The following is a 14,923-nucleotide window of genomic DNA, read 5'->3' as shown; positions in this document are numbered from 1 at the left end:
CCGATGTCCCGCCCCGCCCCCGCACCGACGCCGCCGACCCGCGCGCGCACCCGACGCCACTCCTGGCTGCGGGTGTTCCTGCCCGTCGCCCTCATCCTGGTGTGGCTGGCGGGCGCGTCCTTCGGCGGTCCGCTGTTCGGGAAGGTCGACGAGGTGTCGTCGAACGACCAGACCACCTACCTCCCGGAGTCCGCGGACGCCACGACCGTGCAGCAGCTCCTCGGCGAGTTCACCGACAGCGACGCCATCCCGGCCATCGCGATCTTCACCTCCGACGAGGAGCTGACGCCGTCAGAGCTCGAGGCGATCTCGGACGCGGTGGCCGACGCGCCCGACGTGGAGGGCGTCGCGGACGACGTCTCCCCGGCGCTTCCGTCCGAGGACGGCCGAGCCGTGCAGGCCTTCATCCCGATCGACGGCGACGCCGAGCTCAGCGATGCCACCACCGCTCTCGGCGACGAGCTGCGCGCCGCGGTGCCGGACGGCATCACGGTCTCCATCACCGGTCCTGCGGGCTTCACGGCCGACCTCGCCGCCGGCTTCGCCGGCATCGACGGCCTCCTCCTCGGCGTCGCCCTGCTCGCCGTGCTCGTGATCCTCGTCCTCGTCTACCGCTCGTTCCTGCTGCCGCTCGTCGTGCTCTCCACGAGCCTGTTCGGCCTGTGCGTCGCGCTGCTCGTCGTGTGGTGGCTGGCGAAGTGGGAGATCCTGCTGCTCAGCGGGCAGACCCAGGGCATCCTCTTCATCCTCGTGATCGGCGCCGCCACCGACTACGCACTGCTGTTCGTCGCGCGGTTCCGGGAGGAACTGCGGGTCGCACAGGACAAGGGCGTCGCCCTCCTCGCCGCGTGGAAGGGGTCGGTCGAGCCGATCGTCGCGTCCGGGGGCACCGTGATCGCGGGACTCCTGTGCCTCCTGCTCAGCGACCTGAAGTCGAACAGCACCCTCGGCCCGGTCGCGGCGATCGGCATCGTGTTCGCGATGCTGTCCGCGCTCACGCTCCTGCCCTCGCTGCTGCTGCTGTTCGGGCGCGCGGTCTTCTGGCCGCGGCGTCCTCGCTTCGAGCCCGAGGTCGTGGCAGAGGAGCACGGCATGCGCACCACCGGGCTGTGGGCGCGACTGTCCGGCCTCATCAAGAAGCGTCCGCGTGTGATCTGGATCGCGACCACCCTCGTCCTCCTCGCGGGCGCGGCAGGGGTCACCCAGCTGGACGCGCAGGGTGTCCCGCAGTCCGATCTCGTCCTCGGGGCCTCGGAGGCGCGCGACGGCCAGGTCGCGCTCGGCGAGCACTTCCCCGGCGGCTCGGGGAGCCCGGTCTCCGTGATCGTGGACGAGGACCGCCTGCAGGACGCCGCCGACGTGCTCCTCGCGAACGACGGGATCGACGGGGTGACCGTCACCGCGTCCGATTCCCCGAGCGGGTCCGCTCCGGTGACGGCGGACGGGATCACGGCCGTCGGCCCTCCGGGGACCCCCGCTCCGGAGCCCACGACGGTCGACGGTCAGGTGCTCCTACAGGGGACCCTGACGGACGCCGCCGACTCCGCTGCGGCCGCCTCCACCGTGCGCGAGCTGCGCGGAGAGCTCGACGACCTCGGAGCCGTGGTGGGCGGGGTGACGGCCACGTCGATCGACACGAACGACGCGTCCATCCACGACCGCAACCTCATCATCCCGGTGATCCTCGTCGTGATCATGATCATCCTCATGCTGCTGCTGCGCTCGATCCTCGCGCCGGTGCTGCTGATCCTCACGACGGTGCTGTCCTTCGGCACGGCCATGGGCGTCTCGGCGCTCGTGTTCAACGGCGTCTTCGACTTCCCCGGCGCCGACCCCGCCGTCCCGCTCTACGGCTTCGTCTTCCTCGTCGCCCTGGGCATCGACTACAACATCTTCCTCATGACGCGGGTGCGGGAGGAGTCGAAGCAGCACGGGACGAGGGAGGGCATCCTCCGCGGACTCTCCATCACCGGCGGCGTCATCACCTCCGCGGGCCTGGTCCTGGCGGCGACCTTCGCGGCGCTGTCGGTGATCCCGATCCTCTTCCTCGTGCAGCTCGCGTTCATCGTCGCGTTCGGAGTGCTGCTGGACACCTTCGTGGTGCGCTCGCTGCTCGTCCCCGCGCTGGCCTACGACATCGGCAAGGCCATCTGGTGGCCGTCGAAGCTGTGGCGGCGCGGCCGGCCCTGACGCGTGCGGAAGCGGGAGTGCCCTCGACAGGATTCGAACCTGCGACCTGCCCTTTAGGAGAGGGCTGCTCTATCCTGCTGAGCTACGAGGGCGCGCAGCCCAGTCTACGGGACCACGGCTGCGCGCCCTCGCGCCGTCCGTCAGGCGGCGAGGGCGAGGTAGGGCTCCCAGCGAGGATCGCTGCGCTCCACCCCTCGTACCGTCCACGCCGTGCCGTGCGGGGGGCGCGGCGTGAACCGCAGCTGCCACCGCATCTCCTGCGGGGTGCGGTTGCTCTTGAGGTTGTTGCAGCGCAGGCAGCACGCGACGAGGTTCTCCCAGGAGTCCGCGCCGCCGCGCGAGCGCGGGAGGACGTGGTCGATCGTCGCGGCCGCCTTGCCGCAGTACCCGCAGCGATGACCATCGCGTCGCAGCACGCCGCGGCGGGTCACCGGGACGCGCCGGCTCGTGGGGACGCGCACGTAGCGGGAGAGGATGATCACCGCCGGGCGGTCGTAGACGCCGTGGGTGCCCCAGACGGGGTCGTCCTCGACGCGCTCGATGACCGTCGCCTTGTCGTTCATGACCAGGACGAGGGCTCTCTTGAAGGACACGATCGCCAGCGGCTCGTATCCGGCATTCAGGACCAGTGTGCGCATTCGTCATCCTCTCGATCCGCCGGGACGGCTTCCCGGCACTCTCGACTCACACGACGTCGTGCAGGAGGAAGAGCGTTCGCAGGGACGAGAAAAGGCGCCGTCTAGAGACGGCGCCTTTCGCGCGCGGCAGCACCGCGGCATTCCTGCGGGCAATGCCGAAGGACGTGACGACCGAGAGCGTCCATGGTTCGGATGCTCGGTGTACGCTCCATCAGCCTCTCCCGCCTGTATGACGACGGGTTCAGGCTAACCCATCCCACGCAGCCTGCGGCGAAACGGGAGATGAATGACTGAGAACGTGTCCGGCTCAGCCGGCGTTGACGGAGAGCCAGGACATCGGCTCGACGAGGCCGCCGTTGATCCAGACCTCGAAGTGGAGGTGGTTCGCGGTCGAGCGTCCGGTGCTGCCGACGTAGCCGATCAGCTGACCGGCCGCGACCGTCTGGCCGGCCTGCACCTGGCGCGAGCCGTAGAGCATGTGCCCGTATGTGGTCTGCACGCGCTGGCCGCCCACGACGCTGTCGAGCATGACCGCGACGCCGTAGCCGCCGATGCTCTCGGCGGAGGCGCGCACGACGCCCGAGGCGGCCGCGTAGATCGGCGTGCCGGCCGGAGCGAGCATGTCGGCGCCGTTGTGCCCGCCGCCCACGGTGCGACTGACATTCCAGGAGCCGAGGGGCAGCGGGTAGCGGACCTCGCCCGAACCGGGGGCCACGAGAGCGTAGCCGGCCGTGTTGAAGTTCCCGGAGGAGCGCGTGGAGGCGGCCGCGGCGGCGGCAGCGGCACGGGCGGCTGCGGCAGCGGCCTCTTCCGCCTTCTTCTTCTCGATCTCCTCGGGCGTGGTGGCGCTGAAGGCGCCGCGCACGAGCGGAGCGGCCGTGGCCTCCGAGGCGACGACCAGCGACTGCGCGTCGACGGCGGCGAGCTGCTGAACGGTCTGCGCGGTGGCATCCGTCGGCTTCGACGCCGCGTAGGCGGGGAGCGCGACGGCGGCGACGAGGGCGCCGACGGCACCGAAGATCGCCACCGACCGGAGAGGGGCTGCGATCTTCCGAACGCCGACCCGGGCGCCGGAGCGTCGGGCGGGTACTCGGTCTTCAGATGTCTTCGCGGTCGGTTCGATGTCTGCGGCCAAAACGTGGTCCTCCTGAGCCCTCGCACCTCGGGTGGCGCTGGCTCGTCGACACTCTCTGCCCCAGGGCAGGGATGCACTGCTCGGGTTCGAGCGCATCCCTCTCGGGAAGACGACGAGCCGGAAGGCGGATCTTCGCGGTTCGCCCCCAGCGGGCTTCTTCGCTGAGGACCTGACCGAGGTTACCGGAAGATAACGATCATGTCACCCTGGGAAACTGACAATCCTCGGTGAGCCGATCAGGCGGGCTCGCCGACGAGGAAGATGTGCGAGGCGAGCTCGACGGGGAGCTCCAGGCCCTCCTCCTTGCCGTCCATCTGGATGAGCACATAGCCCTCGTTGAAGCGGAAGTCTCCGCGCGCACCCGGGACGACGCCCGCGTCGCGCAGCTGCTCCAGGAGTTCGGGGTCGACCTGGGCCGGCTCGGCGAGACGGCGGACCGTCCCCTCGACCGGCTCTCCCGCGGCGTTCAGCCGCTGCACGAGGCCGATGACGCCCTCGTCGAAAGTGCGGGCGGGGAGGTCGCCGAGCTGGTCGAGGCCCGGGATCGGGTTGCCGTACGGCGACTCGGTCGGGTGACCGAGGAGCTCGACGAGACGGCGCTCGACCTGCTCGCTCATCACGTGCTCCCAGCGACAGGCCTCCTCGTGCACGAACGCCCAGTCCAGCCCGATCACGTCGGACAGCAGCCGCTCGGCGAGGCGGTGCTTGCGCATGACGTCGACGGCCTTGCGGCGGCCGGTGTCGGTGAGCTCGAGCGTGCGGTCTTCGGACACCACGACGAGGCCGTCGCGCTCCATGCGTCCGACGGTCTGCGAGACGGTGGGACCGGAGTGGCCGAGGCGCTCCGAGATGCGCGCCCGCAGCGGCACGATGTTCTCCTCCTCGAGCTCGAGGATGGTGCGGAGATACATCTCCGTGGTGTCGATCAGATCCGTCATGTGGCCCTCCGAAAGTTCTTAGGCAAGCCTACATTCCTCCGGCGACATCGGACGGGGCGCAGGCGGGAGGAACGGCGGCGCGATCCCCCTAGAATCTAGCCATGGCGATCGAGATTCCCCGTGACCTCCTGCCCACTGACGGCCGCTTCGGCTGCGGCCCCTCGAAGGTGCGCGGTGCGCAGCTCGAGTCGCTCGTCACGACGGGTGCCTCGATCCTGGGTACCTCGCATCGCCAGGCGCCCGTGAAGAACCTCGTCGGCAGCGTCCGCGAGCAGCTCGCCGCGCTCTTCCGCCTGCCCGAGGGCTACGAGATCATCCTGGGCAACGGCGGGTCGACCGCGTTCTGGGACGCCGCCGCCTTCGGCCTCATCGAGCGTCGCAGCCAGAACCTCGTGTTCGGCGAGTTCGGAGGCAAGTTCGCCAAGGCCGCCGCCGCTCCCTGGCTGGAGGCTCCCGACGTCCGCTCCGCCGAGCCCGGGTCGCGCAGCGCCGCCGAGCTCGTCGAGGGTGTGGACGTGTACGCCTGGCCGCACAACGAGACCTCCACCGGCGTGGCCGCGCCGATCGAGCGCGTCCACGCGGACGGGGCGCTCACGGTGATCGACGCGACGAGCGCCGCAGGCGGCATCGACCTCGACATGGCGCAGGCCGACGTCTACTACTTCGCCCCGCAGAAGAACCTCGGCTCCGACGGCGGGCTCTGGTTCGCCGCGGTCTCCCCCGCCGCGATCGACCGCATCGAGCGGATCGCCGCCTCGGGGCGGTACATCCCGGAGTTCCTGAGCCTGAAGCAGGCGGTGGACAACTCCCGGCTCAACCAGACCCTAAACACCCCCGCCCTCACGACGCTGCTGCTCCTGGACGACCAGCTGCGGTGGATCCTCGACAACGGTGGACTCGGCTGGGCCGCGGCACGCACGGCCGAATCCTCCTCGGTGCTGTACGACTGGGCCGAGGCCTCCGCCGTGGCGACGCCCTTCGTCAGCGATTCGGCGCACCGCTCGCCCGTCGTCGCGACCATCGACTTCGACGACAGCGTCGACGCCGCGGCGATCGCGAAGGGGCTGCGCGCGAACGGCATCGTCGACACCGAGCCGTACCGCAAGCTCGGCCGCAACCAGCTGCGGGTGGCGACCTTCGTCTCGATCGAGCCGGACGACGTGCGTCAGCTCATCCGTGCCATCGACTTCGTGCAGGAGAACCTCGGCGGCTGACCGCCTGGTTCACTCCTCTTCGTCGCCGACGTCCGCATCGCGGGCGTCGGCGTCGTCGTCCTCGGGGTCCTCTGCCTCGTCGTCCTCGGCGTCGTTATCCTCGGCTTCGTCGTCCTCGTCGGACGCGTCGTCCTCCGAGTCGTCGAGCTCATCGATGTCCACCCCGTCGAGGTCGCCGGCGTGGAGGATGTCGGAGCCGTCCTCGTCGAGCTCGTCATCGTCGATGCCGTCGTCGTCGAGCTCGCCGTCGGCATCCTCGTCGTCCGTGTCGGCCTCGTCGTCTCCGCCGGCTGCGGCCGCCTCGGCCAGCTCGGCCTGGTGCGCGCGGTACTCGGCGAGGCGCTCGGCCCACGGCACCCATTCCGGAGCGAGCAGCGCACCGTCGCCGGGGAGCAGCTCGACCTCGAGGACGGTGGGCTCCTCGCCGTCGACGCGGGCGACCGTCACGGTCCAATACCAGCCCGGGTAGCCGGGGAGCCGGTTCTCGAAGCGGAGGGAGACGGACCCGTCCTCCTCCGGGATGTAGCCGGCGGCCGGCCCGATCGTGGCGGCAGGAGTGATCTCGCGCAGGGCGGAGAGCGCGAGGTCGTGCGCCTCGACGAGACGCGCGTCGGCGTCAGGCTTCGAGGTCATCGGCGACCTTGCGCAGGACGGCCGCGATCTTGCGACCGTGGCTGGAGGAGGGATAGCGGCCGCGGCGCAGATCGCCGCCGATGCCGTCGAGGAGCTTCACGAGATCCTCGATGATGATGGCCATGTCGTCGGCGGGCTTGCGCTTCGCCTTCGCCAGGCTGGGCGGCGCCTCGAGCACGCGCACGGACAGCGCCTGGAGGCCGCGCTTGCCGTCGGCCACGCCGAACTCCACGCGCGCACCCGCCTTCACCGCGGTGCCGGCGGGCATCGCGGAGGCGTGCAGGAAGACGTCCTGGCCGTCATCGCTGGCGATGAAGCCGAAACCCTTGTCTTCGTCGTAGAACCTGACCTTGCCGGTGGGCATGGGAGAACCTCGCTGGGGTCGAATGCAGAACGGGACGCGCTCGTGCGCGTGCCCCCAGCCTACCGGTCACGGACGGAACGGAGCCGCTTCCCGGCGTGCGAGTAGGCTGGGGCGGATGAGTACGCAGAGCCGGGGACCGGAGGTCCCCATCCGTCGGATCGACCGCATCCTGGCGTTCACCGCGCTCGGCATCGCTGCGGCGGCGGTGATCTGCTTCTTCGTCATCATCATCGGCACGGCGCTGGGCATGGACCGGGCGGCCTTCGGCGAGGGACTGTGGCCCGTGATCGCCGCGATCCCCTACTGGGGTCTGCCGCTCGCGTTCGTCATGATCATCGTGCTGCTGGTGATGAGCTTCGTGCGGAAGGGCCGCGCAGAGTCGCGTCGGTGAGGCCGCCCCGATGAGCACGCACGCACGCCCGCTGGCCGATCACCTGGCTGCGGCGAGCGATGACGAGCTGACGGTGCTCCTGAGCGCACGGGGCGTCCGCCCGGATGCCGGATGGCAGGACTTCTTCGACGCCGCGGAGGCGCTGCTGGAGCCGTCCTCGATCGCCCGCGTGCTGCCAGCTCTGACCGCCGCCGAGGCCACGACGCTTCTCGATGCCGCCTCCGGGAGCGTCGTCGGCGCCGAGCGGGAGCGCCTGGTCGCCCTCGCCCTCCTCCGCCCCGACGGCACTCCTCACCCGCCGGTGGCCGAGGCGGTCGCCGGGAAGACCCGCCCCGCCGTGCCGGACGACACGCCGGCGCCGGCCTCCTCGGAGTCCGTGGCCGCACACGCCGCCGAACGCGCCTTCACCACCGTCGGCGCGGTGGCCGACATCCTCCTCCTCGCCAGGGATCAGCCCGTCGCGCTGCTCATGGGCGGCGCCGTGAGCGCGGGGCAGAAGCGCCAGCTCGCCGACGCCGGCCTCCCCGTCGAGAGCGTCGATCCCCTGGTGTCCCTCGCCGTCCGCGCCGGGCTCGCGACGCCGAGCGACCGACTGCTGCGCACGACGCCCGCCGCAGAGGAGTGGTTGCGCTCTCCTGCGATCGCACGCTGGAGCGTGCTGGCCACGGCCTTCCGCGACGCACTGCCCCGCGGTGTGCGCGCGGAGTCGGGGGGGTGGCTCCCGCTCACGCAGTGGCACCGTGCCCACCCCTGGGACCCGGCCTGGCCGGAAGACGCGGCGCGGCAGCTCGAAGGCGCCCGGCTCCTCGGTCTCGTCGCGGAGGACGGCTCCGAGCCCGCCTGGTCCGAGGCCCTGCGACGCGGCGCGGCGGCCGACCCCTCCGCCCTCGCGGCGCTCCTGCCCGCGGAGGTGGACCGGATCTTCCTCCAGAACGACCTCACCGCGATCGCCCCGGGTCCTCTGCAGCCCGCGCTGGACGTGCGCCTGCGGACCATGGCCCGCCGCGAGTCGGCCTCCCAGGCCTCGTCGTACCGGTTCACCGCGGAGTCGGTGGCGCACGCCTTCGCCGCGGGAGAGGATGAGTCCTCGATCCTGGAGTTCCTCGGCGGCCTCTCGCTCACGGGCATCCCTCAGCCCCTCGGCTACCTCGTCGCGCAGACCGGCCAGCGCCACGGACTGGTGCGGGTCTCCGTGGACGACGAGACGGGGCGCACGCGGGTGGAGAGCACGGACGCGCACCTCCTCGAGGCCATGGCGGTCGACCAGTCGCTCCGCCCTCTCGGACTCACCGCGCACGTCGGCTCGCTGACCACCAAGGTCGGGCAGGACACGGTGTACTGGGCGCTGACGGATGCGCGGTATCCGGCGACCCTCGTCGATCGCGACGGGACCGTCGCGGTGCGCACGCGCCATCCGGCCGCCGTTCCCGACTACGCTCCCGCCCCCGACTACGGACCGCTGATCGCCCGGCTGCGCGAGCACCAGGGCCCCGACGCGGACGCCGCGTGGCTGGACAGGGAGCTGGAGGCGGCGGTGCGCGTGAAGGCCGTGCTGCGGGTGACGGTCGGCATGCCGGACGGATCCACCAGGGACCTCCTCCTCGAAGCCACCGGGATCGGCGGCGGTCGGCTGCGCGGCAGGGACAGGGCGGCCGATGTCGAGCGCACCCTGCCGGTGTCGAGCATCCGCGCCGCGACCGTCGTCCCGACATAGGCCCTGTGCGGCCAGGGGCCGGTAGACTGGTCAGCTATGTCTGATGGCCCCCTGATCGTCCAGAGCGACCGCACCGTGCTCCTCGAGGTCGCCCACGCCGACGCCGAGAGCGCCCGTCACGAGCTCGCGATCTTCGCCGAGCTGGAGCGCGCGCCCGAGCACATTCACACCTACCGCATCACGCGGCTCGGTCTGTGGAACGCCCGCGCGGCCGGGCACACCGCCGACGACATGCTGGAGACGCTCGACCGCTGGTCGCGCTTCCCGGTTCCGCCCTCCGTCGCGGTCGACCTGCGCGAGACGGTCAACCGGTACGGGCGCCTGGTCATCGAGCGCGACGACGAGGGCGTGCTCATCCTGCGTTCGACCGACCCCGCTGTGCTGGCCCAGGTCGCGAACAACAAGCGCATCCAGCCGCTGCTCATCGGGCACCCCACGCCGGAGACCTTCGTCGTCGACGCGTGGGCCCGCGGCCAGATCAAGCAGGAGCTGCTGAAGATCGGCTGGCCGGCCGAAGACCTGGCCGGCTACACCCCCGGCACGCCCCACGAGATCGAGCTGGCCGAGGACGGCTGGGCCATCCGCCCGTACCAGCAGGACGCGGTCGACGCCTTCTCCAGGGACGGCTCCGGCGTGGTGGTCCTCCCCTGCGGGGCGGGAAAGACCATCGTCGGCGCGGGGGCCATGGCCGCCACGAAGACCACGACGCTCATCCTCGTGACGAACACCGTGTCCGCACGGCAGTGGCGGGACGAGCTGCTCAAGCGCACCAGCCTCACGCCCGAGGAGATCGGCGAATACTCCGGGCAGGCCAAGGAGGTCAAGCCGGTCACGATCGCGACGTACCAGATCCTCACGGCGAAGCGGAAGGGCGAGTACGCGCACCTCGCGCTCCTCGACGCCCTGGACTGGGGCCTCATCGTGTACGACGAGGTGCACCTGCTGCCCGCCCCGGTGTTCAAGCTCACCGCCGACCTGCAGGCGCGGCGCCGGATCGGCCTCACCGCGACCCTGGTCCGCGAGGACGGCCGTGAGGGCGACGTGTTCAGCCTCATCGGCCCCAAGCGCTTCGACGCCCCCTGGAAGCAGATCGAGGCGCAGGGGTTCATCTCCCCCGCCGCCTGCTTCGAGGTGCGGGTCGACCTCCCCCCGGCGGACCGCCTGGAGTACGCGGCGGCGACCGACGACGAGCGCTACCGGCTCGCGGCCTCCGCACCGGCGAAGATCGATGCGGTGCGCGAGCTGATCGCGGCCCACCAGGGCGAGCAGATCCTCGTCATCGGCCAGTACCTCGACCAGCTCGACGCGCTCTCGCAGGCGCTCGACGCCCCGCAGATCACCGGGTCCACCCCGGTCGAGGAACGCGAGGAGCTGTACCGGGCGTTCCGCGAGGGCGACATCTCGCTGCTCGTGGTGTCGAAGGTCGCGAACTTCTCCATCGACCTCCCCGAGGCGTCGGTGGCCATCCAGGTGTCCGGCTCGTTCGGCTCCCGGCAGGAGGAGGCCCAGCGGCTCGGGCGGCTGCTCCGTCCCAAGCAGTCCGGCCACACCGCGAGCTTCTACACGCTCGTGGCCCGCGACACGGTCGACCAGGACTACGCGCAGAACCGGCAGCGGTTCCTCGCGGAGCAGGGGTACAGCTACACGATCATGGACGCCGAAGCGATCGCCGCCTGAACAGGGGCGCGGCGCTCAGCCGTGCATCCTCGCCGGGAGGAGATGCGTCCCGCGGGCGACGGCCGACGCGGTCCGGGTGATCCCTCTCCGGCGCGCCCAGCGGTCCGCGACGACGGCGAAGACGAGCATCGCCGCGGCCGAGCCCAGGAGATCCACCGGCGACCCCGAGGTGGCGTTCGCGTCGACCACGGCGACGGAGCCGAGCAGGAAGATCATCAGGTTGTTCACGATGTGCAGCGCGATCGCCGCCTCCAGCCCGCCCGTCCGCCACGTGAGCCAGGCGGCGACGACGGCGAAGAGGCCGACGCTCGCCGCACCCCACACGTCGTAGCCGTGCCCCAGCACGAACAGCGGCACCGGCAGCAGGATCGCGAAGGCGGGGTGCCGGAGCCAGGTCCCGACGAGCTGCATGAGATAGCCGCGGAAGACGTACTCCTCCGCGGCGGCCTGGAATGGGATCAGCACGAGCAGGAGCACCACCATGAGCAGGAGCCCGGGGTGGGAGAAGTCCGGTGTCACCGCATCGCCGAGGGCCGCCGACCAGCCGAGCACCACGGCGAAGTAGACGACGAACACCGCGAACGCCAGCCCGAGGGTCCGGCCGAGCCAGTCCATCCGCAGCCGCCCGGTGACCGACGACAGGAGCCCGACGCCTCGCCCTTGAACGACCCGCGAGGCCAGGAGCAGGGCGGGGATCATGAGGATGAGCGGGAGCACGAGCGCCACGAGGAGCCACGGACGGTCGAGCTGGAAGTACGCGGTGGTCCGGAACAGCATCTGCAGCTCGGCGCCCCACCCGGGCACCAGGGCCGACACGATCACGAGCGGCACGATGACGAGCACGAGGATCGCGAGGTAGAACGCGATGCCGAGGAGTCCGGTGAGCAGCGGCTTCCACCACCGGGGGCGCGGGCGGAGGAGCGCTAGACGGTGGTACTCGAGCCCGCGCTCAGCGACCTCGGGGGACGGCGCGGACGGGATGACGGGGGCGGCGGTGGCGTCCTCGATCGAACTCATACCTTGATCCTCCCCCGGGCCGCCTGTGCGGCACATCCACCCGCCGACGGATCGACCGCATCCACGCCGTTCCGCAGGATAATCAGCCCGCGCATTGCCGAAGTCACCATAATGGGGTCATGACTGCTGCGCGCATCCTGGTCGTCGACGACGAGCCCAACATCCGCGACCTGCTCTCCACGGGTCTCAGCTTCGCCGGGTTCCAGGTGAAGACGGTGGCCAACGGCGCCGCCACGATCTCCGCCGTCCTCGAGGAGGAGCCGGACCTCATCATCCTCGACGTCATGCTCCCCGACATGAACGGGTTCAGCGTGACCAAGCGCCTCCGCGGCGCCGGATTCACCGCCCCCATCCTCTTCCTCACGGCCAAGGACGGCACGGAGGACAAGATCGAGGGCCTGAACGCCGGCGGCGACGACTACGTCACCAAGCCGTTCAGCCTGGACGAGATCGTCGCCAGGGCCCAGGCCATCCTCCGCCGCACGATGCAGGCCGACGAGGAGTCGATCATCCGCGCCGGCGAGCTCTCCATGGACCAGGACACGCACGACGTGCACGTCGGCAAGGAGCCAATCGACCTGAGCCCGACCGAGTTCAAGCTCCTCCGTTACCTCATGCTGAACCCGAACCGGGTGCTGTCGAAGGCGCAGATCCTCGACCACGTCTGGGAGTATGACTTCAACGGCGACGCCGGCATCGTCGAGAGCTACATCTCGTACCTGCGTCGCAAGATCGATCCGCACACGGAGGAGTCGCTGATCCAGACGAAGCGCGGCTTCGGGTACATGCTCAAGGTGGGCAAGACGGTCTGAGACCGTCGAGCCCGCACCCGCCGTCCCCGGACGGCATCGCCGCCGCACGAGGGAGGACCGCATGGCGCACAAGCCGGATGCGGTCACCGCCTGGTGGCGGCGCATCAGCCTCCGTGCCAAGGTCACCGGCGTCACGGTCGCCGTGCTCGCCCTCGGTCTCCTCGTCGCCGGGATCGGGACGGTGCCGCTGCTGCGGAACGCCCTGGTGGAGAACATCAACGCGCAGCTTCCGGCACTGGTGACCAGCGACCTCGTCGACCGGTACTTCGACACCACGACCATCGACGGCGTCACCACGTACACCCCGCGGGACGAGAAGCCCCGGGACTTCTCCTTCGCGATCTACGATGCGGAGGGCGCCCTGCGTGCGACGGCCCCCAGCGCCTCCGGTCGTGCCCCGGTCTTCCCCGCGGAGTACACCCTGTCGGACGCCCAGGCGAACGAGGATCAGGTGCTCGCCCTCGAGGACACGGACGGCCGGGTCTACCACGCCGCCGCGGCCGTCGTGCAGCAGGAGGGCGACCCGCTGAGCATCCAGATGGTGGCGCTCCCCCTCGCCGAGGCCGACCGCATCATCAGCCAGTACTTCGGGATCTACATCACCATCGCCCTCATCACGATCCTCGTCGCGGCACTGCTCACCCGCGGCCTCGTGACGCTGACGTTCCGTCGGCTCGGGCAGGTCGAGCAGACCGCCATGTCGATCGCCGCCGGCGACTTCCGACAGCGGCTCACCGACCTGGAGCCGACCACCGAGGTCGGGCGCCTGAACGCGGCCATCAACACGATGCTCGACCGGGTGGATCGCTCCCTGGCTCAGCGCGATCGCACCGTGCAGCACATGCGGCGCTTCATCGGCGACGCCAGCCACGAGCTGCGCACTCCGCTCGTCAGCGTCCGCGGCTATGCCGAGCTGTATCGCATGGGCGCGATCAAGGGCGAGGAGGATACCGCCAGGGCGATGGAGCGCATCGAGAAGGAGGCGATCCGCATGGGCGTCCTCGTGGAGGACCTGCTCGCGCTCGCCCGACTCGACGAGGAGCGCGAGCCGCAGATCGTCCCGCTCGACCTCCGCCCCATCGCACGCGATGCCGCCCTCGACGTGCGGGCCGCAGCTCCGGGCCGCACGATCTCCGTGATCGACCGCACGCTCGAGAACGTCCCGACCACACCCATCCGCACCCCGGTGGTGCCGATCGCCCCGGAGCCCGCGCCGAAGCCGCGCCCCCGCGCCACCCTGTCGCGCCTTCGTCGCCGCGCGCGGCCGCAGGACCAGCCGCCGGCCATCGACTTCACCGAGGTGGCCGACATCCCGGTGCGGACACCGCCGATCGTGCTCGGCGAGGAGAACAAGGTCCGTCAGGTCGTCACGAACCTCCTCGGCAACGCCCGCCGCTTCTCCCCCGAGGACAGCCCGATCGAGATCGTCGTGGACTCCGACCGCGCGGCGGGCACCGCGAGCATCTCGATCGTTGACCACGGCGAGGGGGTCCCGCCGCAGATCCGGGAGCAGATCTTCGAGCGGTTCTGGCGAGCCGACACCTCCCGCGCGCGGGAGACCGGCGGCTCCGGCCTGGGATTGGCGATCGTCGCCTCCATCCTCAAGGCGCTCAACGGCGACATCGCGGTGTCGGAGAGCCCGGGAGGCGGCGCCACCTTCACCGTCACGCTCCCGCTCGCGCCCGCGCGCTCAACCCCGGAGCATCTCCTCGAGGACACGCAGCCCCTGGACCGGCTCGACGACCTCCCGTAGGCATCCGCTCCTGCACAGATCTCTCGCGGACCGCCCCTTCTCGCGGCTTCCGGACCGGACGCGGTCTTGCCTCTCCGGCGGCGCTGCAGCCCCCGTACCGTCGGAGCTTCCTCGAAGGGAGATCCCATGACCGTCTTCACCGTCGACACCGACGCCGTCCACGCGGCGGAGGCCGCAACCCGCGCGACCATCGAGCGCCTGCGCGCCGAGTCCGCCACCCTCATGTCCCAGCTCCGACAGCTGCAGAGCGTGTGGGTCGGCACGGCCTCGGCCGCCTTCCAGAGCTGCGCCGAGGAGTGGCAGGGCGCCCAGCAGCACGTCGAGCTCGTCCTGGACGGGATCGGCACCTCGCTCGGCGCCGTGGCCACCCAGTACGCCGAAGCGGATCAGTACTCGGCGAGCCTCTTCCGCTGAGGGACGCAGAAAGCCCCCGGCCGGAGCCGGGGG

At 71.0% G+C, this 14,923-nt stretch carries 14 protein-coding genes and 1 tRNA gene; 8 read left to right on the top strand and 7 right to left on the bottom strand.

What is annotated here, in order from left to right; all coding sequences use genetic code 11:
• The first annotated feature begins 3 nt into the window (after nt 1-3).
• Entirely contained in the window at nt 4-2,190 is a 2,187-nt protein-coding gene (locus CJ226_RS09365) for an MMPL family transporter (RefSeq protein WP_102208999.1), read from the top strand.
• Nucleotides 2,191-2,208: 18 nt separating this feature from the next.
• Here CJ226_RS09365 and CJ226_RS09360 read toward each other — a convergent pair.
• The 4 genes from CJ226_RS09360 to CJ226_RS09345 all read right to left on the bottom strand — a co-directional run bounded on the left by CJ226_RS09360 (nt 2,209) and on the right by CJ226_RS09345 (nt 4,901).
• Nucleotides 2,209-2,282, bottom strand: a tRNA-Arg gene (locus CJ226_RS09360).
• Between the two features lie 48 nt (nt 2,283-2,330).
• A complete protein-coding gene (locus CJ226_RS09355; RefSeq protein ID WP_025105538.1) occupies nt 2,331-2,828 on the bottom strand; it encodes an HNH endonuclease in 498 nt (165 codons plus the stop codon).
• Between the two features lie 307 nt (nt 2,829-3,135).
• Entirely contained in the window at nt 3,136-3,855 is a 720-nt protein-coding gene (locus CJ226_RS09350; protein ID WP_257996606.1) for a M23 family metallopeptidase, read from the bottom strand.
• 344 nt (nt 3,856-4,199) lie between these two features.
• The gene (locus tag CJ226_RS09345) at nt 4,200-4,901 is read right to left on the bottom strand and encodes a metal-dependent transcriptional regulator (RefSeq protein ID WP_062636334.1); all 702 of its coding nucleotides are present in this window, start codon (nt 4,899-4,901) and stop codon (nt 4,200-4,202) included.
• Nucleotides 4,902-5,002: 101 nt separating this feature from the next.
• Here CJ226_RS09345 and serC point away from each other — a divergent pair, with 101 nt between their 5' ends.
• Nucleotides 5,003-6,115: a phosphoserine transaminase gene (gene serC / locus CJ226_RS09340; protein WP_102208997.1), complete on the top strand. Its 1,113-nt coding sequence runs from the start codon at nt 5,003-5,005 to the stop codon at nt 6,113-6,115.
• A gap of 9 nt (nt 6,116-6,124) precedes the next feature.
• On the opposite strand, the gene CJ226_RS09335 is transcribed toward serC, so the two are convergent.
• Together CJ226_RS09335 and CJ226_RS09330 are read right to left on the bottom strand one after the other, a co-directional pair.
• Nucleotides 6,125-6,748, bottom strand: a complete 624-nt coding sequence (locus tag CJ226_RS09335) for a DUF3027 domain-containing protein (RefSeq protein ID WP_102208996.1) — start codon at nt 6,746-6,748, stop codon at nt 6,125-6,127.
• Nucleotides 6,732-7,112 (bottom strand): cold-shock protein, encoded by a 381-nt coding sequence (locus tag CJ226_RS09330; protein WP_025105533.1) that lies wholly within the window; start codon nt 7,110-7,112, stop codon nt 6,732-6,734. The genes CJ226_RS09335 and CJ226_RS09330 overlap by 17 nt, the downstream gene beginning before the upstream one ends.
• 115 nt (nt 7,113-7,227) lie before the next feature.
• On the opposite strand from CJ226_RS09330, the gene CJ226_RS09325 reads away from it, so the two are divergent.
• From CJ226_RS09325 to CJ226_RS09315, 3 genes are read left to right on the top strand one after another with little or no spacing between them, the layout of a single operon-like run.
• A complete protein-coding gene (locus CJ226_RS09325) occupies nt 7,228-7,503 on the top strand; it encodes a hypothetical protein (RefSeq protein WP_025105532.1) in 276 nt (91 codons plus the stop codon).
• 10 nt (nt 7,504-7,513) lie between these two features.
• A complete protein-coding gene (locus CJ226_RS09320; RefSeq protein ID WP_102208995.1) occupies nt 7,514-9,217 on the top strand; it encodes a helicase-associated domain-containing protein in 1,704 nt (567 codons plus the stop codon).
• A gap of 36 nt (nt 9,218-9,253) precedes the next feature.
• Complete coding sequence (locus CJ226_RS09315) at nt 9,254-10,894, top strand: DNA repair helicase XPB (protein ID WP_102208994.1); 1,641 nt, start codon at nt 9,254-9,256, stop codon at nt 10,892-10,894.
• A 15-nt stretch (nt 10,895-10,909) separates the two neighbouring features.
• Here CJ226_RS09315 and CJ226_RS09310 read toward each other — a convergent pair whose 3' ends face one another.
• Entirely contained in the window at nt 10,910-11,911 is a 1,002-nt protein-coding gene (locus CJ226_RS09310) for a CPBP family intramembrane glutamic endopeptidase (RefSeq protein ID WP_146008236.1), read from the bottom strand.
• 119 nt (nt 11,912-12,030) lie between these two features.
• On the opposite strand from CJ226_RS09310, the gene CJ226_RS09305 reads away from it, so the two are divergent.
• The 3 genes from CJ226_RS09305 (at nt 12,031) to CJ226_RS09295 (ending at nt 14,890) form a co-directional block, all read left to right on the top strand.
• Entirely contained in the window at nt 12,031-12,723 is a 693-nt protein-coding gene (locus CJ226_RS09305) for a response regulator transcription factor (RefSeq protein ID WP_025105529.1), read from the top strand.
• 61 nt (nt 12,724-12,784) lie between these two features.
• Nucleotides 12,785-14,476, top strand: a complete 1,692-nt coding sequence (locus CJ226_RS09300; RefSeq protein WP_102208992.1) for a cell wall metabolism sensor histidine kinase WalK — start codon at nt 12,785-12,787, stop codon at nt 14,474-14,476.
• Between the two features lie 126 nt (nt 14,477-14,602).
• Nucleotides 14,603-14,890, top strand: a complete 288-nt coding sequence (locus CJ226_RS09295) for a WXG100 family type VII secretion target (RefSeq protein WP_102208991.1) — start codon at nt 14,603-14,605, stop codon at nt 14,888-14,890.
• Nucleotides 14,891-14,923 lie beyond the last annotated feature (33 nt).

It is taken from the genome of Microbacterium sp. UMB0228 (assembly GCF_002871415.1).
In the GTDB taxonomy this organism is placed as follows: domain Bacteria; phylum Actinomycetota; class Actinomycetes; order Actinomycetales; family Microbacteriaceae; genus Microbacterium.
Note: the sequence above shows the minus strand (reverse complement) of the source record. Positions and strands in the feature narration are given on the sequence as shown.